Origin of the sequence: Psychrobacter sp. Ps6 (assembly GCF_022129235.1) — a bacterium.
Lineage (GTDB): Bacteria > Pseudomonadota > Gammaproteobacteria > Pseudomonadales > Moraxellaceae > Psychrobacter.
The window spans coordinates 270553-297419 of record NZ_JADQAI010000003.1; the positions used below are offsets into that span (position 1 = coordinate 270553).

Sequence of the window (26867 nt, forward strand, 5' to 3'; positions counted from 1 at the left end):
TTATAGCGTTTTAGCTTAGAGGTTCTCTAGCGATATCTGTGACGACTCTTTGCCATCATTCATATAGGCTTTGAATATCTCGCTCAGCTCACTATCATCGAGTGCTTCTAATTCATCAAGTGCGCTTTTGCGTAGGGTACTCACATCAGACTCTTCTGCTGCTGTTTTTGAGTCTTTTTTAGCCGCTCTCGATGCTGGTTTTTTGGCTGCTTTCGCCACGGCTTTTTTGGTGACGGTTGTCTTTGGTGCTTCATCCACACCTAACTGCTGACGCACGTCTGCAATATCAACCTCGACTTGTACGATATGCGAGCCACCATCGTTTAGGTCTGAAAATACGTTTGGGATAAACAAACCACCGTCTTTGATGATTGCGGTATATTGCACATGACCTCCGTCGTTTTATTCTGTCTGTATGTTTTAATTATAACAGTAGCCAATCCCGCCTACCGCTTATACATTTCTACTTTACTTTGAGCTTCTGTTGAATGAGCTTAACAATCCTGTCAGCTGTTCAAGTCCATCGAAGGTTGCTGGCATTTGGTCTTCAGTAGCCACGATAGGAGAAAAAATAACACTCTCAAATCTCTCGAAACTTTCTTTCATACCTTCTCTTAAATCTTTTGTATCAGAATCATAATTATGTATAAACTGGCATAAAGTTAAACGTAAATCAATTTGAAGTATTTGAGATTTAATTGACTTAACATTGACTAGGGATATTCTGAAAAAGTACAATAATATAAATAGAAATAAAACTGTTGAGATGGTTACTATTATGAATATAGGACTATCAAAATTGTTAGAAACTAAATAATTGGCTGACCAAATAGATTTCGAAACTATTAATGAAATTATCACAGCCATCAGAGCGTAATACGCAACATTTTGCCAATTTAACTCTTTCTTCTTCTGCTCTCTAAGTGTTCTAAATCCATCTGATAAACCAACGAAATTATACTCTTTTCGTTGTTCAGCTAATGATTTTTGAATTGCTAATATATCTTGTTGTAAGCTACCAATCTCATTGATTTTTTCATCTACAAAATTCTTATTTGTTTTAAGTTCTTTGACTGCATCTAATGTTTCTGCATCAAAGTGACTAGTAATTTGGCTCTGAAATAAATCTCTAGGAATTCTAAACCATAAACGAGTTAGCTTTTCATAACTATCTTTAGATAGTAAGTTGCTCCACTTGAGAAGTCTAAGATGCATTTTTTCAAAATATATTCTTGTAGTTTCAGGCTGTATCGCTATAGAAGCACTATAAAAGTCAGCATAAAACTCTAAGAACAAAGCGTCAAAAAAATCGTCAGTACTGATGTCACCTAAATTTCTATTATGATAGATTGTAGTTAAAGTATCATTAGAGCTCAAAGCCCTAGGAAATATCAGGTTTAATTTATCTAACTCAAATAGAATACCTATATTATCCTTCTCTAAGATTTCATAAAAGAAAATTGCTAACTCTCTTTTTTCTTCGTTCACACCTGAATTAGTGACATAATTTTCAAGAATATCGTATAAGATATTTCGTAATTCTTTAAACTCTCTACTATCGTATTTGGTAATCATAGAAAGCCTTCAGATAAAAATTATTTTAAATAAACTCTCTTATTGACCTTACGTCGGAACGAAGCTAAGTATTACTTCGTTCCGACGTAAGAGAAAATCTATAATTTCATAGCAGTGCAATTTTTAACAGTTCTTAAATCTTACAAGCCCCGCCAGCACAATCATCTTCCATATCCGCTTGGGCATCGTTCGCACCATCACGAGTGTTATGGTAGTACAACGTCTTCACACCCATTTTATAAGCGTTTAGCAAGTCTTTTAGCAATATCTTCATCGGTACACGGCCACCAGCATAACGAACAGGATCGTAGTTGGTATTGGCAGAGATACTTTGATCGACGAATTTTTGCATGATAGCGACCAGCTTTAGGTAACCGTCATTGTTTGGCATTTGCCATAGTAGCTCGTACTGATCTTTGAGCTTATCAATCTCAGGCACGACTTGCTTTAAGATACCGTCTTTTGATGCTTTGATAGAGACCAGACCACGTGGTGGCTCGATACCGTTGGTCGCGTTGGCGATCTGGCTTGAGGTCTCAGACGGCATCAAGGCGGTTAGGGTAGAGTTGCGTAGACCGTGCTCAGTGATCTCGCCACGTAGTGTTTCCCAATCTAGATGTAGCGGCTCTTGGCAGATTTTGTCCAAGTCGGCTTTGTACGTATCAATCGGCAAGATGCCTTGTGAATACGTGGTCTCATTGAACGCAGGGCACGCGCCTTGCTCTTTTGCCAATTTGTTTGACGCTTTTAAGAGATAGAACTGCAACGCCTCAAACGTTTGATGGGTTAGACCAAGCGCGCTGTCGTCAGAGTAGCGTGCGCCATTCTTAGCTAAGTAATAAGCATAGTTGATTACGCCCACACCGAGCGTACGACGACGCATGCTGCCGTTTTGAGCCGCTTTTACTGGATAGTCTTGATAGTCGAGCAGGGCATCAAGCGCACGGACGATTAGCTCAGCTGGCTCTTCGATATCGCTGACGTTTTCGACTTTACCCAAGTTGACCGCTGATAGCGTACAAAGGGCGATTTCGCCTTCTTCGTCATTGATGTTATCCAGTGGCTTGGTCGGTAGGGCGATTTCCATACATAGGTTTGACTGGCGAATCGGGGCAACCGTCGCGTCAAATGGGCTATGCGTGTTGCAATGATCGACGTTTTGGATATAGATACGACCTGTGCTGGCGCGCTCTTGCATCATTAGGCTGAACAAGTCTGCTGCTGGGATTTGACGGCTACGAATAGCAGGGTCATTTTCGTACTTGGTGTATAACTCTTCGAACTTGTCTTGATCTTCAAAGAACGCATCGTACAGGCCTGGCGTGTCACCTGGTGAGAATAGCGAGATGTCTTGACCTTTGATCAGGCGCGTATACATCGTTTTGTTTAACTGTACGCCGTAGTCCATATGACGGACACGGTTGTCTTCGACGCCGCGGTTGTTTTTCAGTACCAGTAACGACTCAACTTCTAAATGCCATAATGGGTAAAATAGAGTCGCTGCACCGCCACGTACGCCGCCTTGTGAGCAACATTTAACAGCTGTTTGGAATAATTTGTAGAATGGGATACAACCAGTATGCTGTGCTTCGCCGCCACGGATAGGGCTACCAAGGGCACGGATGCGACCAGCGTTGATGCCGATACCAGCACGCTGTGACACATAGCGTACGATGGCGCTAGTGGTGGCGTTGATAGAGTCTAGGCTATCACCACATTCGATCAGTACGCACGAGCTAAACTGGCGCGATGGCGTACGCACACCTGACATGATAGGTGTCGGTAGTGAGATTTTGAATTCTGAGGTCGCATCATAGAAGCGTTTAACGAAATCAAGACGGTCTGACTTGTCATATTGGCTAAACAGACACATACCAACCAGCATGTACAAGAACTGCGGGCTCTCATAGACGGTCTTGCTCACGCGATCCTGTACCAAGTATTTACCAGCCATTTGCTCAACAGCGGCATAAGCCAGGTTCATATCGCGCCAGTGATCGAGATACTCTTCTAGTTCGTCAAATTCAGCACGGCTATAGTCCGCTAAAATATGCTGATCGTATTTGCCAGCGTCTGTTAGGGTTTTGACATGATCATATAGATGTGGCGGGGTGAATCTGTTGTATGCAATCTTACGCAGATGGAAGATCGCCAAGCGCGCCGCTAGATATTGATAGTCAGGCGTGGTCTCAGAGATCAGATCGGCGGCAGATTTGATGATGGTTTCGTGAATGTCACGAGTTTTGATACCTTCATAAAACTGGATGTGCGACTTTAGCTCAACTTGCGATACCGACACATTTTCTAAACCATCAGCCGCCCACGCGATCACCTTGTGAATTTTGTCTAAATCAATAGGCTCTAAACGTCCATCGCGTTTGGTTACTTGGATTTTGTCAATATGTGTCATGCTGGCCTCTATTTTGATTGCTTATTATGATGTCGCGCGCCAAAGCAGCGGCAGACATTCTTTATAACGCTATTATGCTGGGTTGTGCTAGCTGTTTTTTAGGCAAAAAGCTACCACTACTCGTAGTGATGGTTAAAATCACTGAGTACTACATATAGCGTGTTTGTTAATTGGTAGGCACAATATAGCGGGAAAATTTTCAAAATGCTATATTGATTTTAGGATAAAACTATGTTGCTACAAGGTTGTAGGCAGTCCAAATTTTGGCAAAGGACGATGGGATAAGGGTTAGACGCAAATGCGGTCAATAATAAATTTTTTGTAAAAATAGTGCGACCGTTTGCTTTTCATTCTCTCGGTTATTGTCGACCAATAACACTAATCATGGCAGCAATAATTCGGGCGCAGATTGTACATCAAACCACAAAAAATCGCCACCCGTATGAGTGACGACTTGGACCAAAAAGGCGCTAAACCTGTCTGAATGATTTATAAAACCATGCGAACCGTCTTGGCATTGTCAAGCGCGGCATAAAGCGTATTGACTTGATCAGCGGCTGTTAGGTACAGATTGACCCGTGCTGAATGAAAACGACCCGTTCTAGAAGGCTTTACTTCGATAGACGCCAAATCAAAATCAGGGAATTGGCTACCCAAGATCAGCTTGATTTCATTGAGCAAACTTTCGTGCTCGCCTTCATGACCAATGATGCTGAGTGGGTAGTTCATTGGGAACTCCCAAAGCTCTGGGTTTTGAATGTCTGTCTTCTTGCCGACCAACGCACCTTCATTTGGTGTCAGGTCAGTGACTTTCACTGATGGCTGATTGCTGGTTGGGTTATTTGCGCTGTTGTCGACGTTGTCGTTGTTGTTTTTTGAATCATCACTCATGATATGAGCCTCGCTTTTATAGATAATATTTTTGAATAGATCAGCTGGTTAGAGTAGAGGTTCTTACCTACGGTATCTTTGTCTGCTATTTATAGTGGCGTGGGGTGGATTATTCAAGTTGCCTTTGCTTCTAGTTTGTCTTGTTACGCTTGGGGATGACTCAAATGCTTACGGTAAATAGCCATCAATAGGCGTGATATCAGGCGGGATGTTTGTTTCTCCCAGCGCTTCTCGCAAGTTGATCTCGATCGTACGTGACAAAGCGGTCAGAGGTAACTGATTAGCCGCCAACCCAAAAGGCTCTTCTAGCTCTTCACTCAATGCATCTAAGCCAAAAAAAGTATAAGCGATTACCGCGCAAATCAACGGAGTCGCCCAGCCGAGTGAGGCTACTAAGCCAAAGGGCAACATAATGCAGTACAGATAAGTCGTGCGATGTACCAACAGCATATAAGCAAAAGGTAGCGGTGTATTGAGAATACGTTCACAGGCCGCCAAGACAATGGTCATAGAGGTCAGGCGCTCATCCATATTCTGGATGACTTGCTCCGACACCAGTCCTTGACGCCGAATATCGCCGAGCTGCTTACCCATGAGGCGCATTATATAATCAGGTACATTTTTCGCTTGGCGCATGCGGTCATGGTGTATAGGGTCTACAAAGCGTTCGATATCTTGCCAAGGCTCCGTGCCACGTAGTCTGTGGCGCACCGCATGAGCAAATGCAATGTTTAGGTAAATTATGTTTTGCTGAACTTGTTGTCTAGGCTCGTCTTTTTCGTCTATAAAAGAGAGCACTTGGCGCGTTAAGCTGCGAGAGTCATATACCAACTGTCCCCATAGCATCCGTGCTTCCCACCAACGCTGATAGCTGGCGTTATTGCGAAATCCCAAAAACAGCGATAAAGCGACACCCAGTAAGGTGAAGGTCGCTGTACCGTAGTAGGGGAATGAGTTCGGAATCCAGTGCTGTACAATCGTAATCAAGGTACTTAGTAGAGCGATTAGTAAAATTTGCGGATAGATTTTCGGAATGATTGAACCGCGAAGGGTGAAAAATATCTTAAGGGCATTGGGCGTTTGCCGGACAATCATATCAGTTTCCTAGCGCTAAAGTATGTCAATACATGACAAGATGTAGGGTGTGATTCTAATAAAGAATATAGGTTTGTAAAGTCTAGAATAGAATGTCATACGCTCGCTTAATGGCAACTAGTGAAAAGCGCATAAATAACGGTATCATTGCCGGTCATGACAGTGACTCAAGGTTAATCAATACTGATAGCTTAGGTTCAATATTATCTGACAAGCACAAAAAAGCCGAGATAAACTCGGCTTTCTTATTTAGCTTAATTGAATATTAGTCATTTTCAAGGAACGAGCGCAAGTGCTCAGAGCGTGATGGATGACGCAGTTTACGTAATGCTTTTGCCTCGATCTGACGAATACGCTCACGCGTTACATCAAACTGTTTACCGACTTCTTCCAAAGTATGATCCGTTGGCATATCGATACCGAAACGCATTTTTAGGACACGTGCTTCGCGCTCAGTCAGATTACCCAATACATCACGTGTCGCTTCTTGCAGACCAGCAGCAGTCGCATCATCGACAGGGCTTGAGATCGTACCATCTTCGATGAAATCTCCTAGGTGCGAATCTTCATCATCACCAATAGGGGTTTCCATAGAGATAGGCTCTTTAGCAATCTTCAGCACTTTACGGACTTTAACTTCGTCCATCTCTAAGCGTTCGCCTAATTCCTCAGGTGTAGGCTCGCGACCCATTTCCTGTAGCAACTGACGTGAGACACGGTTTATCTTGTTGATTGTCTCAATCATATGCACAGGGATACGAATGGTGCGCGCTTGGTCAGCGATAGAACGGGTAATCGCCTGACGAATCCACCAAGTAGCATAGGTCGAGAACTTATAACCACGACGATATTCAAACTTATCAACGGCTTTCATCAGACCGATGTTACCTTCTTGGATAAGATCCAAGAACTGTAGGCCACGGTTGGTATATTTTTTCGCGATAGAAATAACCAGACGTAGGTTGGCTTCAACCATTTCTTTTTTCGCGCGGCGAGCTTTTGCTTCACCAACAGCCATACGACGTGCCACATCTTTCATGTCGTGGATTTTCATGTCGAGCTGCTGCTCATAATCACGGATACGGCGCTGAAGTAAAATGACGTCATCAGTAACTTTTTCTAGCGTGCCGGCGAATGCAGGTTTACCTTTGATACGTTCAATCAACCAATCCACATTGGTTTCATTACTAGGGAAGGTCTTACGGAACTCTTCACGCGGCATACGACCACGGCGAATCACCAAACGCATGATTTGACGCTCTTGCTTACGCACGTCGTCATAGACATCATGCATTATAGCCATGACTTGGTCTGACAAGCGGTTATTGAGCTTTAGCATCATAAAGCGTTCAGCAAGTAGGGCATACGCGGCATCAGCCTGTACGCTACCACGACCATAATCGAGCAATTCTTGTTTGGCCTTAATAAATAAATGCTCAATCTCTTCTAGACGCAAACGCACTTCTTCTGGGTCAAGACCGCTGGTTTCTTCTTCAGCTTCTTCTTCCACGTCGTCTTCGTCTTCATCATCATCGTCATCAAGTGCTGCGGCTTTGGCATTCACCTTAGTTTTGATGATAAGTGGGTTTTCTTTTTCTTCTTTGATGCGCTCGCGTTCTTCTTTCGCCGCATCTTTGGCTTCTTGAGCGGCGATTTTGTCTTCTTCGGTTTCAGGATCTAAGAAACCTGTGATGACATCGGATAGCTTCTTTTCACCTTCTTGTACTTTTTCATATTCGTCAAGCACGAACTGTACGGTACCAGGCCAGTAAGCCATGGCATGCTGCACGTCACGAATACCTTCTTCGATACGTTTAGCGATAGAAATTTCACCTTCACGGGTAAGAAGATCAACCGTACCCATCTCACGCATATACATACGGACAGGGTCAGTAGTACGACCAGGCTCAGTCTCAACAGAGGCGAGTACCGCCGCTGCCTCATCTGCTGCCATGTCATCATCATTTGAATCATCGTTCATTAAGATGTCATCGGCATCAGGAGCTGATTCAAAGATTTTGATACCAACATCGGTTAGCATTTGCACAATATCTTCGATCTGATCGCTTTCGGTAATAGAGTCGGGCAGCTGGTCATTCACCTCAGCGTAGGTAAGATACCCTTGCTCTTTGCCCATTTGGATTAAGGTGGCCAGTTGAGATGTGGACTTAGAAACTGACTTATCGTTCATAAATACTCGCTTACTTGCATCGGACATTTTTATATTGTGACTCGCTATCGCTCGCTCTTTGCGTTGATCTTATCAATCGATTGATCAAAATATGGCGTAGGGGTTGTCAATAATATCAAAAATGAGTTGATATGAATAAAGGCTCAAAACACTACAATAATAATGCTAAAAAACAGCTAAAAATTAGAAAAACTAAAAAGACTTCAATACAGTACTCAAAAATAGTATCTAAAAACAGATACATAAAAATAATACCTAAAATTTGTGCTTAACGATGCATGCTCACAATCATTCACCAAGCAGTGCTGTCAATATACAGCGACACAGTTTAACACAGACCGCAGTCGTCAAGCACGAGCTAGTGATAGCTACCGACCATTTTTTGCTGATTATTTGCCATCCGCTAAATGATTTAGGAGTGACTCATGCTACTGGGTATAATCATTAGTAGTGGGGGCAGTCGCTAGAATTTTAAAGGGGTATGATTTGATAATTAAAAATTAAGACTGCACAGTGACCATCTGTGCCGATTGCTCTGCCTGCTGTGCCCGTAGCCAATCATTTAATAATTGGGTTTGTTTACGGACGATCGCAAGCTTAATATGATCAGGGTTTTGTATCAGCTCTTGTATTTTTTTCTTCATGTTGCGCTCAAGCAGCTGGCTGACTAGCTCTTCAATTAGGCCATCAAGCCCTAAAATATTGCGTGCGGTTAGCGCTTTATAAAAACCGCCCCAATTACGGCTCAGCATGTCTTGGGTCGCAGGCTTCACATTTGATAAGATAAAATGCGCCGCTGCGTTGGCATCTTTTGGCAAATAATTAAGGCAGCGCTTGATGGTGCTCACGATGTCTAGCAGAGCCGCATCTTGCAGGTCTTCCCATGCAAGCGGACGCAGCGTATCGAGTGAAGCTTTTTGTTTGATATGTGCAGGTAAGTGTAAGCCATTTATCCCTGACTGTTGCCAAATCGACTCAATAGGGTCGTCAATTAATGCGCGCGGCTGAAACAAAAAACAAAGCTGCAATTGCTGACTGATGGTCATGTCACCATCAAAGTCTAGCAGCGCGTCTTTGGCCTCGACATTTTGACTGCGCCTACCGCCAAGCTTTTGATAAACGTCATTATTGAGCAAATAGCGAAAGCTACTGCCTTTAGGCAAAGCGGTCGTCAACGAGCGTACTTGGGACATTAGCTTGGCTTTGCCTTCAGCCAGACTCATATCGTAACGCTCACTTAAGTACGCAAAAATATACTGTGATAGCGGCATGGCTTGGCTGATTTGCTCACGCATGGCATCGCTACCCTGACTCTTAATAAAGGTATCAGGATCATGATTGTTAGGTAGGGTTAAAAACCGCAGCTCTTTATCATCAGCAAGCACAGGCAGGGCAACTTCAAGCGTACGCCAAGCAGCTTTTTGTCCGGCACTGTCGCCATCAAAACTCAAAGTCAGCGTTGGATTGAGTGTCAATAGCCGCGATATTTGGCTTTCATTGATTGCCGTACCCATCGAGGCGACTGCCCCGTAGATGCCCGCTTGATAGAGGGCAATGACATCCATATAGCCTTCGACTACTAGCCAGTCGTTAGCACGCTGCTGCCGTGATTCATAATAGCCATAGAGTACGTGCTGCTTATGAAAGACGGGCGAGTCTGAGGAGTTGATGTATTTGGGCTTGACCTCATCGTCGAGCGCCCGACCACCAAAACCAATGGTGCGACCTTGGTTATCACGAATAGGAAAAATAACCCGATCACGCAGCAGATCATAGTCACGACCAGACTCTGATTGGCGCACGAGCCCTAGGGCCTTAAGTCCTTCAATATCTTGCGGAAACTGGTGCTCAAGATGTTGCCAGCCAAATGGCGCGTAACCTAAACCAAAAGTCTCAAAAGTCTCTTCAGTGAGTCCGCGTGACAAAAAGTATTGCTTGGCATGAGGGTGAGTGTGTAGATTATGCTGATAGAACTGCTGGATCTGCTCTAGCAGCTCGTACAGGTTGCCATCTTGATCAGTGTTCTGATCAATACTAGCTATGCTTATATCGTTATCTGTCAGCCACACTGGCGGGTAGCCATCATCGTCTGTGTGGTTTGACGAATACAGCTCTGATGGATAAGAGCCCATCGAATAGGACGCTGAATCATACGCCTCTAGCGGCGGGAAATTATCGTAACCCTGAGCGTCATCATAACTTGACTGGTCTATGTAATTTTGGTCGTTTTGGACGACATTGTTTTGATGACTGTCTTGACGGTTATTTTGATAGTTGTCTTGGTTTGCACCGTCTTGATTTACTTTGCTGTGTTCTATCGTTGGGCTAGGTACATTGTGCACAGGCGGCGGTGCGTTAGTTTTTGGCGTACGACGTTGATAACTAACGTTTTGCTGTTCCTCTTTTGGTACTTCAATGCCTGTTTGTTTGGAGAGCTCATTAACTGCTTCGATGAAGGTGAGATTCTCATAATCACGCAAAAAACTGATGGCATTGCCACCGACGCTACAGCCAAAACAGTGATAGATGTTTTTTTGTGGATTGACATAAAAGGAAGGCGATTTTTCACCGTGAAAAGGGCAGCAGCCTTTATATTCACTACCAGCGCGTTTAAGCGTAGTGTGTTTGCCAATGATGCTGATCAGGTCAGCTTGGCTATTGAGTTGTTCAAGAATATGGTTAGGAATGCTCATACAAAAAACAGTTTACCATAGGTCGATTATATTGGGGCAGGGCGAATAGCATACCAATAGAAAAATAAGGCCAACTCTATGTTGGCCTTATTATTAATCATATAGACGGTATGGACTCAGTCAAGTCACTGAACGTGATTATTCGTCGTCCATATCTGATGGCGCTAGTAGGATACTATTACTGTCGTTCTCAAGCGTAGTGCGACGTGTTGGATTAACGTTTTGTGGATCAACATCGGCTTCTCTCGCTGTCGAGCCAGTGCTTGATTGACTGGTCACACGCTCAGCTGACGCTTCTGGCAGACCCAAACCAATATTGATGCCATTACTGTTATTACTGCTAAAAGCTGCAGAGGTATTTGCAGTGGTTGCACTAGCAGCATTATCACTTGGCAATCTTAGTTGATTTGCGTTGCGAATCATTTGGGTCTTGGTCGCGCCATTATATTCGACAGTTGCCACTGAGTTGTCAGTTGTGTTTGAACGACCAAGCTGTCCAAAGGTAATCTTATTGAGCCAAGTGCGATCACGTTTGGTGCTCAGTTTTACGCTGCCATCACTGGTCAGCATGTTTGGATAGTTGATTTGCAATAAGGTTTTATATTCATTTGCCAGATCTGTCAAACCAAGTTTTTCATGACTATAAGCTAGGACTGCGATAGCATCTGGAATTGATTCACTAAGCGGGTAGTACTGAAACACCCATTTGGCACGATTGACAGCTGCCACATAAGCTTCACGCTCGATATACCAGTTGGCTGCGCTCATCTCGCTTTCAGCAAACTGGTTATAGATAAATGTCATACGCTGGGCGGCATCTGGTGCATAGGGGCTGTTTGGGTATTTGCTAACAAGCTCTTGGAAGTTGGCAAAGGCAATACGCAGATACGCAGTGTCACGCTCCGCTTGATTCAATTTAAACAGCTTCAAACTCTCAGACGAGCCTTCCATATTGGCAACGCCGCGTACATAGTAAGCATAGCTGACTTGCGGATTAGAAGGATATAAACGTATGAACTGCTCAGCACTTGCTGCTGCCATCTCATATTTGTCACTTTGATACTGTGCGTACATCATATCAAGTAATGCTTGTTCAGCGTATTGCCCAGTTGGGTAGAAGGTACGCAAATTGGTCAGTTCTTCAACACCTTGGATATAGCGACCTTTATCGATTTGAGCGATGGCATCGTTATAGTAACCTTGCTCTGACTTTTCCGCTGTTTCTACCGCGTCGACGTCTTTGGCGCCAGTCAAGTTTTTGAATGTTTGGCAACCTACTAGATTGACGCTAAGCGCAAGTAAGGTTATTGAGGACAGCTTGATAAACGTATTGCCAACAGCTTGCATACTTCTTCTCCGACACAAGACGCACAATAGCAGCAGCGCTATCGTGCTATATAAAAGGTTAGTGATAAAAACAATTCATGAGTAATAAGGTTTTTATCGAATGCAGTTTTTGTTATGACGTATTGTACTGGTAGATTGGGTCTGATACATAGAGCTTTTATAGTAAGCCTGTAATAGAGCAAATGCATTTGATCATATTCAAACGGTTTAAATGGCAAACACTGTCGATAAAACCCAATGGTATTTTCATACTGTATTTAAATATGGTATAGGAATACAGTGCCATAGCATACAGCAAAACATGGCTATACTTTATAGAATAACGTTTGCTTCGTCTATTTTTTCGCTACCTATATTCTACAGGCAGTTTAACATGAGCGGCTATCGCGAGCGATATCGAATATCGCTGGCAGGAACAAATATACAGTAAATTACAGCAATGTTATGTTCTAGAGAGTTAAGCAGTAAGGCTTGGCAACTCAGAAAGGCTCAAAAATTCACAGATAGTATGCACTTTTATAGGGCTTGAGCGCGTGACATGATACACTAGGATGGTATTGTCTCCGTTTTTTTGACCTGCACTGCTCTCTATTATCGGCTAAAGGTCAAAAAACGACAATTTTTTATCATTTTATCTTTGAAGTCACCTGACAAAATATAATTAGTAACTTTGCTAGGTATCAATCCGCTATGAATAATGATGCCATGATTACCCATTTATCACCGAATCAATCGCTAGAGACTGATTCATCAGCACAAGAGTCACCAATGCCAAATAACGTTTTAAATAATGACGAGCCTGACAATCAAGAAATGATGGATGAGCAGGAAATAATGGACGAGCACACTGATGCTCTTGATAACGACGACTTGCTCGAAGAAGATAACGATATTGATGAAGAACTTGACGATGGCGACATGGATGAAGGCGACGATGATGAAGCGCCAGTAGCTGGCCAAGCAGTGCCAGTAGTGGTCGATATGATGCATGTCGTCACAGAAGATCAGTCTGGCCTACGCATCGATAAAGTCGCTTCACAGGTGTTTGCAGACTTTTCACGCGTGCAATTACAAGGTTGGATCACGGACGGTAGCTTACTCTATAACGGCAGTGTGCAAAAACCAAAAGTCCGTGTCAAAGCAGATGACGTGCTACATCTATCAACAACGTTGCAGCAGCATAGTGAAGACCAACCAGAAAATATAGACATTGATGTGGTCTATGAAGATGATGACGTATTGGTGATCAACAAACCTGTCGGTATGGTGGTTCATCCGGGCGCCGGCAACCAAACAGGCACGTTGGTCAACGCTTTGCTATACCATTATCCGCAGCAGCATCACTTGCCGCGTGCAGGTCTAGTGCACCGTATTGACAAAGATACCTCTGGGTTACTGCTTATTGGTAAAACCAAGCCCGCTCAGATGGCACTGATGGAGCAGTTAAAAGACAAATCTGTTTATCGTCATTATCAGTGTGTGGTAGCAGGCGATCAAGCAAGCTTGTTGCGTCATCGCCGCATTGATGCGCCGATTGGGCGCCATCGTACTCAGCGTATCAAAATGACAGTCATGACTGCCGGCCGTGAAGCGGTAACCCATCTATTAAATGTCACGCCGCTGAATGACAACTACTGTCTGTTAGATGTCGGACTCGAGACAGGTCGTACGCACCAGATTCGCGTGCATTTGAGCCATGTGACCTATCCGCTCGTAGGGGATCGCATCTACGGTGGTCGTCGTCAACTGCGTGCAGGATTGACAGAAGCACAGCGTCAAGCCATTAACAATTTCCCGCGCCAAGCGTTGCATGCTTATACCCTTGGGTTTGTGCATCCAACGACTGGTGAGGATATGGAAGTGACGACGCCACTGCCAGAAGACATGCAAAAGCTAATAGCCGTATTAAGCGACGGTTATGATGACGAGTAAACGCTATTGATAAAAGCGGCTATCTAAAGGTGTTTAGGACAACTGCCAAGTTTATAGCAGTGATTTAGTGATGCTAATTTTTAGACAGTCAGAGATAAAAGGATGGGGCAGTCGTGACAAACAAGCTTCCGATAATAAATAGTTTTCCAATGACCATGCTCGTGCAAATGGATGATGTGGCTGTTTTTCAAACGGCTGCTTTTGCGCCGAATAATATTGATGAACCTGCTGCCGCAAGCCAGCAAAGAGGGTTTAACAGTCAAGCAAACCATCAAGCAAACTATGGCGCGCTAAATCTAGGCCTGCATGTCAACGATGACGCGGCAAAGGTATTAGATAATCGTATGAGTCTGTTGGCTGCGATTAATACACAGATGGCAAATGAGTCATCACAAACTGAGCGACATACCGCTATTAGCAGCTTACATTGGGTCAGTCAAGTTCATGGCAAACAGATCCATGATATTGATACGACGCCTTTGAGCATGGCACCAATGGCGGCTGACGCCATAATTAGCAAGCAAAGTGGTCGTGGACTGGCGATAATGACGGCAGATTGTGTGCCGATTGTTTTATACCAGCCCGCCAGCGGTAAAATCGCTGCCATTCATGCAGGCTGGCAAGGATTGGCGTGCGGCGTGATTCGAGAGACTGTTGAGCGCTTTACCGATTCAGGATCTGTACAGGCTTGGATAGGGGTGTGTATCAGTCAGGCCAGTTATGAAGTGGGTTATCAAGTCCGTGACCAATTATTGGCTGGTTGCTTAGATAATCAATTATTAACGGCGTCAGATAGTGATAATTTTGATAGTTTATATGTAATGCGCTCAGATAATGGTCTTGAAAATCATAGCGATACTCAGCATTTACATAAGACAGTTGATAAACTATCGAATTGCGCTACAGTACACACGGATAAAGTTAAGCTAAACTTACCAAAACTGGCTGCTGATCAATTAAAAGCCGCTGGCGTGTCGATAGATAATAAAGAACCTATCAGCTGTAGCTATGCAGATAGGCATTACTATTCTTATCGTCGTCAAACGCATATGCAGCAGCCTGCAACGGGACGAATGGCGCTCGTGATTGTGCGTCGCGCCGCTACGTAAATGTCAGCTCACAATTAACAAACCTATTGAGTGCGCTGAGTCGTTTTGCACTCGTACACTATATTATTTTATTTTCACTATTATTGTCATTATTAGAGTCTGTATGAATACAACTGTCGAATCCTCAAAAATATCTCCTGATAGTACGCCTAACGTATCGATTGCCGTTATTTTCCATAGTAACTACGGTCATACCAAGCGTGTCGCTGAAGCGATTGTACAAGGCGCGCATCAGCAATTACCAGAGGCGCAAGCAAAAGCTGTCGATATTTATGATATTGACTGGGATTATTTAGATCAGGCAGATCTATTGGTTTTCGGTAGCGCGGTATATATGGGCAGCGTCACTGCTGAATTCAAAACCTTTATGGATGAAACCTCAAAGCGTTGGTATAACCGCAAGTGGGAAGGTAAATGGGCCGCAGCTTTTGCCAACTCAGGTGGCCTAAGCGGTGATAAACTTGCTGTGCTACAGCAGATTTCTCTATATGCCATGCAGCATGGTATGAACTGGATTGGTCTGCCACTCATGCCGACAGGTCATGAGATGCATGACTTGAACCGTTTATCTAGCTTTTTGGGTTTGATGACGCAATCTCTTGATGGTCCACCTGAAGAAACGCCAGGGAAAGGAGATATTGATACGGCTATTTGGTTTGGTGATCATTTGGCTAAAACCATTATTAAACATCAGCCAGCGGATAGTAAGCGTTAGATAACACAGTAGGTGACAGGCTAATCCAGTAAAAAAAGCAGACACCATTGATGTCTGCTTTTTTTATGTCAATGTTGTGGCGTGACCAGTTTATGGAGCAACCAGATTAGTCGGTACAGGCTTAACAGGAATAGGATTGTCAACAAATTGGAAGTATTGGCAACCGGTCAGCATCAGCGTCGCTATCAGCAGACAAATAGAGGTAAGTGACTTCATAATAGTATCTCAGAGACGATATATTACCCAATAATATATTTTGTCTGTCTATCGTCAGAAGCGATGACAGTCAAAAGTAAGGTTTATTTTTAGGTATTATATATAAAAACAGGTCGGTTATATAAATTTAAAAGCGGTGCATGTGCTCATCTTTGTTTTTAAAAAGATTATTTACTCAGTCATGGCGTAACCTGTCTACTGTGCGTTTGCATTAGCTATATCAATGACTAACATGACGAGTCTTATAAACTATCTCTGCTGTTAGGATGGATAGCGGTTATCAGATAGCGGCTTAAAGGTCAATTATTTGGCAGTATCGACAGATATTTGAATGGGTTGTATTGTAAATAAGAATAGTGATAATATGTTGAAAGCTGACCAAATAGTCAGGTATATTCTAGTGCTAGTTGTTGGTAAAAGCTTCTGATAATTACTGCTACTTATGGTCGATTTATTTGCTATAAAAGAGTGTGCGATATCAAACTCATCGACATCCTACAAATGCGACATAGAATAAAATAGCAAGAATATTAAAAACTAAAAAACCCATAAACTTACTCGAGCGGTTGCAGCAAAATATAGATTAAGCGTTTACCTTTCGTACCTAAGCCACTAATGCTTCTCAGTCTTATACTCACTTTCATTATTTTAGCCGAGCCTTGCTATGATTAGTTTTTATCTCAATGGAAAATACCATGAGCTAACCCAGCTTAACCCCAATACGACAGTGCTTGAGTATCTACGATTGCATGAAGGCCAAACGGACACTAAGGAAGGCTGCGGCAGTGGTGATTGCGGTGCCTGTACGGTAATGGTTCAGCGCCTGCCTAGCACTAGTCAGCAAACGCTTAATAATGAAAATGGCAACGAAAAAAATGCTACGCCACCATTCTATACGATTAATTCCTGTATTACGCTAGTGTCGCTGATGGACGGTCATCATCTGATGACGTCTTCTTATTTAGCGGACAATCCAGAACATCATCCAGAGCGTGCTTTGCTGCATCCAGCACAGCAAGCGCTGGTTGAGTGTCACGGGTCGCAGTGCGGTTTTTGTACGCCTGGGTTTGTGATGTCACTGGCCTGCGTCTACGAAAACAATCGTATGCAGATAAGTCAAAATGCAGCTGACCAGAATGATGCTAAGCAGTTGAGCTATGATGAAGTGGTTGCGTCGATATCTGGCAACCTATGTCGCTGTACAGGTTATCGTCCGATTATTGAGGCGGGCCTACTGATGAGTGATATTGGTCAGAAAAGAGAGGCAGAGCAGTCGGTGGTGAAAGACCTGACTATCAGTCTCGCAACAGATGTGATGAATAGTGCAAAAAAGTCAGCAGTATCTACAAATGTGCCAGCTGAAGCCGAGTCGGACAATGTAGAGTCAACAGCTATTGCCCCTGCATTGACTGATGCTTGTCGACAGTTATATATGCCTAAAACATTAGACGAGCTTAACCAAGTCTTAGCGGCCAATCCAAAAGCAACGATCTGGGCAGGTGGTACGGACTTGGGATTGAGTGTGACCCAGCATTTGGTTGATCACGATGTCATTATTCAGCTCTCAGGTGTTGAGGCGCTAAAATCTTGGTCGTTATCAGCTGCAACTAATGACACATCGACTGGCGGACAAACTCAAAGTCAGTCACTAGTATTAGGTGCTGGCATGAGTTACCAGCAAATGTTACCAGTGCTTGAGCAGTATTTTCCAAGTTTTGCGCAAGTATTTGAGCGCATTGCCTCTCCGCAAATCCGTAATATGGGCACTATCGGCGGCAATATAGCCAACGCGTCGCCGATTGGTGACTTGCCACCGATTTTATTAGCATTAGATTCGTCAATTCATCTGCGTCATTGCGCGCCGAATCGTGAAGAGCCAAGTCATGCGTCTTATACGGATGAAATCATACCGTTATCAGAATTTTTCTTAGATTATAAAAAAACCAAACTGCAAGCAGGCAGTTACGTAGTCGCTATCCATGTTCCTCTGATGCACGACAATCAGCACTTATTTATTCATAAAATTAGCAAACGCTATGAAGATGATATCTCAGCTTGTCTGCTTGCAGCACGCATTGATGTATCAGCAGATGGTAAGACCATCGAGAATGCAAAACTTGGGCTTGGTGGCATGGCTGCCATACCGTTATTAGCCACAACGTGTCAGCAAGCGCTCGTAGGACAATCTGCTGAAGTTGCGAGTTTTGAGCAAGCAGCACAAATCCTATCTAAAGAGGTTACGCCGATGACGGATGTCAGAGCCAGCCGCGAATATCGCTCACATGTGGTACAGCGTCTACTGGTGAAGTGCGGTAAGCAATTGGTAGCGGATATGCAGGCTGAGAGTGCTTGAGTGCGAGCGTAATTGAGTATCGATATTGCTTCATGAGTGTATTTGTCAGAAATAAAAAAGCGCATCGATAAATGCGTACTAATAGAAGAGATTTGCTATGAGCCATCATTCGTCTTTATTTGACAGTTATAGTATCCGCCGCGTGCGTCCGCCAAAAAACAAGATCGGCACGTCAGCCAAACACGATAGTGCGATTAGCCATGTCATGGGGACAGCGACTTATGTGGATGATATTGCCAAACCACAAGGCACGCTACATTTGGCAGTGGGTAAAAGCAGTCATGCTCATGCACGTATATTAGGTATGGATTTGAGTGCTGTCAGAGATGCGGATGGGGTGGTAGATGTTTTAAGTTTTAAAGATTTGCCAGCACAGACAGATATCGGTGCAGTGTTCGACGGTGAGCCACTAATGGTGGATGACATCACAGAGTATGTGGGTCAGACGCTATTTGTGGTGGTAGCAACCAGTCATCGCGCCGCCAAAAAAGCCGCTATCAAGGCAGTGGTTGAATATGAGCCATTGCCAGCGGTATTGAGTATTGATAAAGCGTTAGAGCAAGAGTTGTTTGTGCGTCCCAGTCATTTTATGAAGCGCGGCGATGCGACGACGGCGCTTGATAACTCACCGATTCGCATTGAAGGTCATATTCATATGCGCGGGCAAGAGCACTTTTATCTCGAAGGGCAAGTGTCTTATGTGGTGCCGTGTGATGATGGTGGGCTGGAAGTATACACGTCGTCACAGCATCCAAGCGAAGTACAGCAGCTCGTCGCAGAAGTGACGGATTTGCCCTTTCATGCGGTCAATACCGTGGTGCGCCGTATGGGCGGCGGCTTTGGTGGTAAAGAAACGCAAGCGGCGGCATGGGCCTGTCTGTGCGGCATCGTCGCCAAGCGCCATAACGTTCCTGTCAGTATGCGTCTAGACCGTCAAGATGACATGGTTGTGACCGGTAAACGCCATGAGTTTGCCAATCGTTATGAGGTTGGCTTGGATGAATCTGGGCGTATATTGGGCGTCGATATGCAATTGGCTGGTCTGTGCGGTTATGCGCCAGATTTGTCTGATGCCATCGTCGATAGAGCGATGTTCCATTGTGATAATGCCTATTACTATCCAGCGGCCCATGTGGCGGGTCATCGCTGCAAGACGCATACCGTATCCAATACGGCCTATCGCGGGTTTGGTGGTCCGCAAGGTCTGATGACGGCTGAATATATGATGGATCACATTGCCTATACCTTAGGTCAAGATCCTTTGCAGGTGCGCCTAGCAAACTTGTATCAAGATGGTCAAAGCACCCATTATGGTCAGACCATTGAGCATTTTGATTTGGCCACCATCATGACCAAACTCGCAGCGGATTGCGATTACGACAAGCGCCGTCAACAAATCCTAGAAGCCAATCAAAAAGCTGCCGCTGAAGGCAGTGATAAACGCTTCGGACTTGCATTGACGCCAGTAAAATTCGGTATTTCATTTACCGTGCAAACGCTCAATCAGGCAGGTGCGCTGGTACACATTTATACCGATGGCAGTATCCATCTCAATCATGGTGGGACGGAGATGGGACAAGGGCTATATATCAAAATCGCCCAGATTGTCGCCAATGAGTTCGATGTTGATTTGGACACAGTTAAAGTATCCGCCACGCGTACAGATAAAGTACCTAATACTTCACCAACGGCAGCGTCATCAGGGACAGATATCAATGGTAAAGCGGCACAAAATGCTTGCTTGAGCATCAAAGCGCGCATCGTTGAATTTGCGGCTGAGCATTTCGACGTAGCGCAAGAAGACATCAGGTTTGAAAAGAACCATGTCTATATCGGGGATAAAGAAACGCTGACCTTTGCCGAAATGATTCAGCTGTCGTATCAAAACCGCATTAGTCTGTCGTCTACTGGCTACTATAAAACGCCGAAGATATTTTATGATCGCTCTAAAGCATGGGGACGTCCGTTCTTCTATTTTGCGCTAGGTGCTGCTTGTGCTGAGGTTGAGATTGATACGCTGACAGGGGAGTACAAAGTGCTGCGCTGTGATGTGCTACATGATGCAGGGCAATCGATCAATCCTGCCATTGACATCGGTCAGATTGAAGGCGGTTTTGTGCAAGGAATGGGCTGGCTCACAGCAGAAGAGCTGATCTGGAATGATAAAGGAAAGCTGGCGTCCGATAGTCCTGCCAATTATAAAATCCCAACCGCGCATGACTTGCCTAAGCAGTGGAATGTCAAACTGTATGACCGCAAAAACGAAGAACAAACGATTTATAACTCTAAAGCCGTTGGTGAGCCGCCGTTTATGTTGGCAGCCAGTGTCTGGTGCGCTCTCAATAACGCGGTGGCTAGCCTTGGTAATTATCAAAAAAATCCAGAGCTGACCATGCCTGCAACGCCAGAAGCAGTACTAAAGGCAGTTATGCGCATGGAAGGTTCGTCTTGGGATCTAGAGACCAAAGCGGACAAGGATACGATGGATAGCCTTGTTGAAGGTGTAGAAGAAAAGGGCGATCTCTATAACGACAAAGTCATGCCGCAAGATGTACGCCATGCCAAAGATATTGATCCAAAAGAGGTAGCCGGCAAACAGACTGATGAGCAGCCAGAAGCGATAGAGCATCCAAATGTCGCAGGGGCAAGAGGTCCTGCGCACAGTGAGTGAGTCATTGGCACCGCCAGTCATCTGGTATGAAGGTTTGGCACGATATCAGCAGCAAGGCATGGCTCATGTGTTGGCAACGGTCGTGGCTGTAAATGGTTCGGCCCCGCGTGCACTACAGGCAAAGATGATCGTCACGCAGGATGGCATCGTAGATACGCTGGGCGGCGGCGGTCTTGAGCACGATGTGATTACCACTGCTCGTCAACTGCTAAACGGTGAGATAGCAGCGACCATATCAAAAGAAGTCAAACCAAAAGTTTCTGAAGCTAATGAGACAAGCGCGCCAACCCCCTCTAAAGCGGTACGCCGTGATGCAGTTTATACCAAGCATTATTCGCTGGGTGCGAAATTGGCTCAGTGTTGTGGCGGTAGCGTTACCGTTATGTTCGAGTGCTTTAATATAACGCCGCCGATGTCAGTACTGGTATTTGGAGCAGGCCATGTGGCATCAGCGCTCATGACCATCCTTGCTGAATTGCCATGTCAGGTAGATTGGGTAGACAGTCGCCCAGAGATGTTTGAGCGTTACTTAATGGATAAAACCAACTCCAGTGAAACGGGCCAAGCAGACAACAGTGCCTACCAAAACCCCACACCGAATCAATCACAACTCTATCAGCTACCAAGGCATATTCGTCCGCATATCGATGAGGAGCCTGTAGATTTTGTGCGTCCATTTATTGAGCAGGGTGGTCAGCGTTTTATTTTGGTTATGACTCATGACCATAGTGTGGACTTTGAGCTGGTACGAGCGGCATTAGATACTATTTCTAATACCAGCTCATCTGATGATAAGCGCTCATATACCTCATTACCCTATATAGGCTGTATTGCCTCAACCACCAAAGCCAAGCGTTTTAGAGACCGTTTGATTCAGCGCGGTTATAGTGAGTCATTAGTGAATCAGATCGTCATGCCAATCGGATTACCAATCGGCGGCAAAGAGCCAATGGCGGTAGCAGTCTCTATCGTGGCACAGTTGCTACAACGTTATCATCAGGCTGATCTTTGAACGGATTAATTACTTCATAAAACCTTATCACTTTTCATTAAATAATTAAAACGCTCAGTACTATTTATTAAAATGCTCCGCACTACCAAGCCATGTGAGACCACCAAATGACCATACATATTTATCAAGCTCGACTGCTGCATTATTTGTCCGAAAGCGATCGTACTGAGCGTACACCCTCTAAAATAGCGAATGCCAATCAACCTGATTATGCACAAGTATCAACCATTGATCAAAGCACGACGCTATTACCAGTGACTGCAGGCGAGCGCATTTATCCTGAATATATTGCTGATGGTGCGCTTGTTGTAGATGATGTGACAGGACGCATTGTAGAGTACGGTCATAGCAAAACTATCCTATCAAAGTACGCTAATGCAGAGGGCAAACCAGCAGTTAAAGTACACGACCATCGCGACAAACTCATCATGCCGGGTTTTATTGATACCCATGTGCATTATCCGCAAATAGATATGATCGCCGCTTATGGTGAGCAACTGCTCGACTGGCTCAATAATTATACCTTTGTGACGGAAGCCAATTTTGGTGATCCAAAAGTAGCGCATGATACCGCGCAGTTTTTCTTAAACCAATTGCTTGCCAATGGCACGACCAGTGCGATGGTTTTTGCGACCAGTCACCCGCTATCCGCCGAGGCGTTTTTTGCTGAAAGCCACAGGCTCAATACGCGTATGATCACGGGTAATGTCTTAATGGACCAAAATGCGCCTGAGCCGCTATGTGTGCCTGCTGAGCAAAGTATCCGGGATACTCAAAATATCATTGATAAGTGGCATGAGCGCGGGCGTCAGCATGTGGCCATCACGCCACGCTTTGCGATTACGTCGAGTCCTGAGCAATTACGTCTAGCAGGTGAGTTATATACCAGCTACGACAGTGTCTATTTACAGACGCATTTGGCAGAAAACCGTGATGAGGTGGCTTTTGTGCAGCAGCTGTATCCCAATCACAAAGGCTATCTCGATGTCTATGATGATATGGGATTACTGGGCCGCCGTACCACCTTGGCGCATGGTATCTACCTTGAGACCCCAGAATACGAGTGTCTACGCGAGACTGGCACACAGATATCACATTGTCCAACGTCCAATCTGTTTTTGGGTAGCGGATTGTTCGATTTACCCAAGACGTTAAGTTATACCGGTGTCAGTATCGCCACTGATGTTGGAGCGGGCACGAGTTTGTCTATGCTCACGACGTTATCAGAGGCGTACAAAATCCAGCAACTACAGAGCAATCAGCTATCGGCGCATCAAGGCCTGTATCAGATTACTTTGGGCAATGCACAGTCGCTGCTATTGGATGATAAGATTGGTAACTTTATGCCCAATAAAGAAGCCGATTTTGTCGTCATCGATATGAAGGCGACCGAGCTGCTTGAGCGACGTATGGCACAGACCAAATCACTTGAGGAGCAGCTGTTTGTACTCATGATGCTGGGTGATGATAGAGTGATCGAACAGACAGTCGTTGCAGGTGTGAGTCGCTATCGCAGCGCTGCCTCATAGGACAGATATATCAGTGGGTGCTTGCACTAATAGCGCAGCCAGTAGGTATCTAATCAGAAATAAAAACCCCTGCTTCTACCAGAGAGAAGCAGGGGTTTTTACGAATAAAGATGTTTTTATCCGGCGTTAAAAATGGAACTTTACTAGGGCGCTAGGGGCGCTTTGATTGACACCATCGACACCGTATTTGTTCTTCCAATAACTATACTCCATGCCGACTTCTAGGCGGTTATCAATACCGAGCACCTCTTGTAGATTGTATTTAATTTGCGGATTGATGTGAATGTTATCTTCAATATCATCGTTGTTAAATGAATAATCGATAAAACCGTCCACTACAAAATTGTTGCGCTCCCAACCGTAGGTCAAGGTGATTTGTTGATCATCATCGATATTGTCATTAAAAGCATGGTATAGCGTTGCAGACGCGTACGTTGTCCCTGGAATAGGGATATTTAGATCTGCACCAATACCAACCAAATAGTTGTCTTGATCAAACCCAGTACTATTTGAGCCAAATTCATAAGTAGCGGCTAAATTGACTTGCTTAATAAAGCTATTATTAAAAGTTGCCATTTTGAACGTAGGAGACAGCTCACCATAAGTTTCTCTAAATCTATTGTTTTCAATGTCATCGGCACCTTGGTTTCGATCGACAAAGAAGAACACACCGCCCCAGTCATGCGCAGAAGCATGCTCTAATGTAACGGTCGTCAGCTCACCATCTTCTACGAGGTCATAATCACTGCCGTAAAGTACGGAGACACTCGTATCAGTGAAGAAGGTCTTGGCATGGATGCTAGACATACTACCCAAAGTAGTGATAGTAACAGCTGCTATCGACAATGGTTTGAGTAAAGCTAGCTTCTGGCTAGATGATTTGGTATAACAGGATAAGCTCGTTAATAAATCAAAACGCAAAATATGACCCCTTCATGTACAATTGATTGTTGATTGCCCTAAAACTGCATCGTTATTATTTGCCAGTAAACAAATTATTAACCCACTGTCTGTCAGATAACAGTTGAGTGATAGCGCTTAAATGCTTACTAATAAAGAGCATTCAATAACTGTGCCACAAATGAGCTGAAAAGCTATCATCTACAGAGTTGTTTAACTTTTAGTCTTATTGGCCATTAATAAAGGTAAAAATAAGCAAAATAGTCCTTAACTATTCTCAAATGAAAGAGACAGTGTCCATGAATTTAGATACATGTGGCAAACAATGTTTTTCGAAGTATCAGATGCGCGATAACAGCACCAAGATGGATATCCATGTGCCCCAAATTGGGTCGTCTGATGGGATTTAATCAATTGATAAGCATATGATTTAACAACGCAATAAACATAAAAAAACCAGCTAATAGACATTAGCTGGCGTTAATTCTGAACATGTTGGATTCGACTATCTTCTATTCAATTAACTGGATTCATTTTCTAACTCAATAGACACATGCCAATCCGTAATATCTATCTCATGGCAGTTATTACCCTCACCATTGATACGATCAATAACTAAGAAATCACTGTCACGCCCAAGAGCGAGTAGAGGATGATGCCAAACGTTGGCATCGTACTGTACACCCTGATGAGACTTGGCATAAAACACGGCTAGATCATCTGTCGACTGCGGTGGCGTGCCTGCTTTGGCAACAACGATGACATAGTCCTGACCCTCCATCGACACAAACGCTTGTGTGCCAAATGGATGATACTCCATGACGGAGAGGGCAATCGGATTCTCACGTTTCTTGGCTCGAAAGATACTCATACCGACTGTGCCACCCTCAAGTTGACTTTTGGCAAGTGCATGATGGCGAACCGCATAGCCATTATTTATCTGATAAGTATTGTCAGCGGTTTGCTCCTCCTCACTATAGCGCTCGATAACCGAGCCGTAAGGGGCAAAGTTGGCTTTGGTTAAAGGCTGAGCGGTTAGAATGACACTCATTATTTAACCTCTGTATTATCAGTAGTACCAACATGATCTGCCACTTTACCAAACACGCGCACGCGGCTGATACCACCATCGGGGAAGATATTGACTCGAATATGCGTGATAGGCTTATCTATCTGGAGCTTGTCGTTACCAAAGGTATGGACATCATCCGCATTGGTTTTTTGCGGCTCAAGTAACGTCTCCCAAAACATACTTTGAGTGACTAAGGTTTGCTCTGGGGTATTTGGCGAGTAGACGGCTTGAATGGATACTTTATCAGGGTAGTTGCCTTTAAAATGAGCGGTATCGATTTCAATAGAATCGATAACACCTGCTTGACCTAAGGCAATAATACACCAGTCATTGCCGGGCTCACGGCGACGGCGCGTCTCCCAGCCGTCACCCATATTAGGGGCTTTGGTTGGTAACAGTAAGTTGCTGGCGGCGCCAAAATGCGCGTCATTGCTAGCAATCGCACGACCACCATTTAACGCACCTGCCAAGTCAAGTATCTCGCCTTGAGTGTTGAGGCTCGCATCAAGTTGGATATCACCATAGACACGCAGTCGAGCCACGCCGCCATCTGGATAAATATTTAAACGTATATGTGTCACCGTTTGCTGGTTATCAGTCTCGATAAACTCATGATGGTGACCTTGCAGTGGTGTCATACCGACAAGCGACTGCCAGTTTTTAGCATCCCAGTCTTCTTTACTTAGGTTGGCAAGCTCAGTATTATCCTGTTGTAACAGCTCTGGCGCGTACAAAGCATCGACACTGGCTGAAGAGGGGAAGTTACCCGTAAAGTGACTGGTATCGATATCGAGACCCGCGATTTTCGTCGGACGCGCCAGCTGGATTATTAAATAATCATAGCCCAAATGACGCTTGCGGCGTGTCTCCCAGCCGTCCATCCATTTACCATTGTCGTCGAATTTACCTACAATAAAGATAGGCGCGTCAGGGTTTAGAATACGGCTTTTATCTGCAAAAAAGTCATCGGTTGCAAACAATGCTTTGGCACCCAAACGACTGTCAGCCACGTTTGATTTTTTAGTAAAAGCTGGCAGGCTCTCAGGTAGATTATTTGCTGAGATGATTTGTCCCACTTCTGAAATGTTTTGACTCATTATGATTCCTTTATTTAATATTAGGTTTGATTGATCGAGTGCCGCTTGTTTTATTTATT

Annotated in this window: 19 protein-coding genes; 7 read left to right on the forward strand and 12 right to left on the reverse strand. The window is 44.4% G+C overall.

Going from position 1 to position 26867, the window contains the following annotated elements; genetic code table 11:
* Nucleotides 1–15 precede the first annotated feature (15 nt).
* From I3255_RS05405 to I3255_RS05440, 8 genes are all read right to left on the reverse strand, one after another.
* Nucleotides 16–387 (reverse strand): hypothetical protein, encoded by a 372-nt coding sequence (locus I3255_RS05405; RefSeq protein ID WP_238037609.1) that lies wholly within the window; start codon nucleotides 385–387, stop codon nucleotides 16–18.
* Between the two features lie 81 nt (nucleotides 388–468).
* A complete protein-coding gene (locus I3255_RS05410; protein WP_238037610.1) occupies nucleotides 469–1575 on the reverse strand; it encodes a hypothetical protein in 1107 nt (368 codons plus the stop codon).
* Nucleotides 1576–1708: 133 nt separating this feature from the next.
* The gene (nrdA, locus tag I3255_RS05415) at nucleotides 1709–3985 is read right to left on the reverse strand and encodes a class 1a ribonucleoside-diphosphate reductase subunit alpha (protein ID WP_238037612.1); all 2277 of its coding nucleotides are present in this window, start codon (nucleotides 3983–3985) and stop codon (nucleotides 1709–1711) included.
* Nucleotides 3986–4474: 489 nt separating this feature from the next.
* The gene (locus I3255_RS05420) at nucleotides 4475–4765 is read right to left on the reverse strand and encodes a DUF493 domain-containing protein (protein WP_346268619.1); all 291 of its coding nucleotides are present in this window, start codon (nucleotides 4763–4765) and stop codon (nucleotides 4475–4477) included.
* 279 nt (nucleotides 4766–5044) lie between these two features.
* Nucleotides 5045–5971 carry a bestrophin family ion channel gene (locus tag I3255_RS05425; protein ID WP_238037615.1) on the reverse strand — a complete coding sequence of 309 codons (927 nt, stop codon included), beginning with the start codon at nucleotides 5969–5971 and terminating at the stop codon, nucleotides 5045–5047.
* 265 nt (nucleotides 5972–6236) lie between these two features.
* Nucleotides 6237–8162, reverse strand: a complete 1926-nt coding sequence (gene rpoD / locus I3255_RS05430; RefSeq protein WP_238037617.1) for an RNA polymerase sigma factor RpoD — start codon at nucleotides 8160–8162, stop codon at nucleotides 6237–6239.
* Between the two features lie 500 nt (nucleotides 8163–8662).
* Nucleotides 8663–10855 (reverse strand): CHC2 zinc finger domain-containing protein, encoded by a 2193-nt coding sequence (locus I3255_RS05435; protein ID WP_238037619.1) that lies wholly within the window; start codon nucleotides 10853–10855, stop codon nucleotides 8663–8665.
* 138 nt (nucleotides 10856–10993) lie between these two features.
* Nucleotides 10994–12202 carry an outer membrane protein assembly factor BamD gene (locus tag I3255_RS05440; protein ID WP_238037622.1) on the reverse strand — a complete coding sequence of 403 codons (1209 nt, stop codon included), beginning with the start codon at nucleotides 12200–12202 and terminating at the stop codon, nucleotides 10994–10996.
* A gap of 705 nt (nucleotides 12203–12907) precedes the next feature.
* Here I3255_RS05440 and I3255_RS05445 point away from each other — a divergent pair.
* The 3 genes from I3255_RS05445 (at nucleotide 12908) to I3255_RS05455 (ending at nucleotide 15958) form a co-directional block, all read left to right on the forward strand.
* On the forward strand, nucleotides 12908–14134 hold the full coding sequence (locus I3255_RS05445) for an RluA family pseudouridine synthase (protein ID WP_238037790.1): 1227 nt from the start codon (nucleotides 12908–12910) through the stop codon (nucleotides 14132–14134).
* A gap of 113 nt (nucleotides 14135–14247) precedes the next feature.
* The gene (locus I3255_RS05450; RefSeq protein WP_238037625.1) at nucleotides 14248–15243 is read left to right on the forward strand and encodes a polyphenol oxidase family protein; all 996 of its coding nucleotides are present in this window, start codon (nucleotides 14248–14250) and stop codon (nucleotides 15241–15243) included.
* Nucleotides 15244–15346: 103 nt separating this feature from the next.
* Nucleotides 15347–15958 carry a flavodoxin family protein gene (locus I3255_RS05455; RefSeq protein WP_238037628.1) on the forward strand — a complete coding sequence of 204 codons (612 nt, stop codon included), beginning with the start codon at nucleotides 15347–15349 and terminating at the stop codon, nucleotides 15956–15958.
* Nucleotides 15959–16048: 90 nt separating this feature from the next.
* On the opposite strand, the gene I3255_RS14855 is transcribed toward I3255_RS05455, so the two are convergent.
* Complete coding sequence (locus tag I3255_RS14855; RefSeq protein ID WP_269117271.1) at nucleotides 16049–16174, reverse strand: hypothetical protein; 126 nt, start codon at nucleotides 16172–16174, stop codon at nucleotides 16049–16051.
* Between the two features lie 664 nt (nucleotides 16175–16838).
* Between I3255_RS14855 and I3255_RS05460 the strand changes: the two genes are divergently transcribed.
* The 4 genes from I3255_RS05460 to guaD all read left to right on the forward strand — a co-directional run bounded on the left by I3255_RS05460 (nucleotide 16839) and on the right by guaD (nucleotide 23739).
* Nucleotides 16839–18527 (forward strand): FAD binding domain-containing protein, encoded by a 1689-nt coding sequence (locus tag I3255_RS05460; protein ID WP_238037630.1) that lies wholly within the window; start codon nucleotides 16839–16841, stop codon nucleotides 18525–18527.
* Between the two features lie 97 nt (nucleotides 18528–18624).
* Complete coding sequence (gene xdhB / locus I3255_RS05465) at nucleotides 18625–21198, forward strand: xanthine dehydrogenase molybdopterin binding subunit (protein WP_238037633.1); 2574 nt, start codon at nucleotides 18625–18627, stop codon at nucleotides 21196–21198.
* On the forward strand, nucleotides 21191–22210 hold the full coding sequence (locus tag I3255_RS05470) for an XdhC family protein (protein WP_238037636.1): 1020 nt from the start codon (nucleotides 21191–21193) through the stop codon (nucleotides 22208–22210). Before xdhB ends, I3255_RS05470 begins: the two co-directional genes overlap by 8 nt.
* Nucleotides 22211–22317: 107 nt before the next feature.
* Nucleotides 22318–23739, forward strand: a complete 1422-nt coding sequence (guaD, locus tag I3255_RS05475; RefSeq protein ID WP_238037639.1) for a guanine deaminase — start codon at nucleotides 22318–22320, stop codon at nucleotides 23737–23739.
* Nucleotides 23740–23865: 126 nt separating this feature from the next.
* On the opposite strand, the gene I3255_RS05480 is transcribed toward guaD, so the two are convergent.
* From I3255_RS05480 to alc, 3 genes are all read right to left on the reverse strand, one after another.
* Nucleotides 23866–24660, reverse strand: a complete 795-nt coding sequence (locus I3255_RS05480; protein WP_238037642.1) for a DUF5020 family protein — start codon at nucleotides 24658–24660, stop codon at nucleotides 23866–23868.
* A 499-nt stretch (nucleotides 24661–25159) separates the two neighbouring features.
* The gene (locus tag I3255_RS05485) at nucleotides 25160–25690 is read right to left on the reverse strand and encodes an ureidoglycolate lyase (protein WP_238037644.1); all 531 of its coding nucleotides are present in this window, start codon (nucleotides 25688–25690) and stop codon (nucleotides 25160–25162) included.
* Nucleotides 25690–26808 carry an allantoicase gene (gene alc / locus I3255_RS05490; RefSeq protein WP_238037647.1) on the reverse strand — a complete coding sequence of 373 codons (1119 nt, stop codon included), beginning with the start codon at nucleotides 26806–26808 and terminating at the stop codon, nucleotides 25690–25692. The genes I3255_RS05485 and alc overlap by 1 nt, the downstream gene beginning before the upstream one ends.
* Between the last annotated feature and the right edge of the window lie 59 nt (nucleotides 26809–26867).

Excerpts from the sequence above, each read along its gene's own strand:
- I3255_RS05485 (WP_238037644.1), bottom strand. The coding sequence starts at position 25,690 with ATGAGTGTCATTCTAACCGCTCAGCCTTTAACCAAAGCCAACTTTGCC.
- I3255_RS05440 (WP_238037622.1), bottom strand. The coding sequence starts at position 12,202 with ATGCAAGCTGTTGGCAATACGTTTATCAAGCTGTCCTCAATAACCTTA.
- alc (WP_238037647.1), bottom strand. The coding sequence starts at position 26,808 with ATGAGTCAAAACATTTCAGAAGTGGGACAAATCATCTCAGCAAATAAT.
- guaD (WP_238037639.1), top strand. The coding sequence starts at position 22,318 with ATGACCATACATATTTATCAAGCTCGACTGCTGCATTATTTGTCCGAA.
- rpoD (WP_238037617.1), bottom strand. The coding sequence starts at position 8,162 with ATGAACGATAAGTCAGTTTCTAAGTCCACATCTCAACTGGCCACCTTA.
- I3255_RS05425 (WP_238037615.1), bottom strand. The coding sequence starts at position 5,971 with ATGATTGTCCGGCAAACGCCCAATGCCCTTAAGATATTTTTCACCCTT.
- I3255_RS05460 (WP_238037630.1), top strand. The coding sequence starts at position 16,839 with ATGATTAGTTTTTATCTCAATGGAAAATACCATGAGCTAACCCAGCTT.
- nrdA (WP_238037612.1), bottom strand. The coding sequence starts at position 3,985 with ATGACACATATTGACAAAATCCAAGTAACCAAACGCGATGGACGTTTA.
- I3255_RS05410 (WP_238037610.1), bottom strand. The coding sequence starts at position 1,575 with ATGATTACCAAATACGATAGTAGAGAGTTTAAAGAATTACGAAATATC.
- I3255_RS05445 (WP_238037790.1), top strand. The coding sequence starts at position 12,908 with ATGATTACCCATTTATCACCGAATCAATCGCTAGAGACTGATTCATCA.
- I3255_RS14855 (WP_269117271.1), bottom strand. The coding sequence starts at position 16,174 with ATGAAGTCACTTACCTCTATTTGTCTGCTGATAGCGACGCTGATGCTG.
- I3255_RS05435 (WP_238037619.1), bottom strand. The coding sequence starts at position 10,855 with ATGAGCATTCCTAACCATATTCTTGAACAACTCAATAGCCAAGCTGAC.
- I3255_RS05455 (WP_238037628.1), top strand. The coding sequence starts at position 15,347 with ATGAATACAACTGTCGAATCCTCAAAAATATCTCCTGATAGTACGCCT.
- xdhB (WP_238037633.1), top strand. The coding sequence starts at position 18,625 with ATGAGCCATCATTCGTCTTTATTTGACAGTTATAGTATCCGCCGCGTG.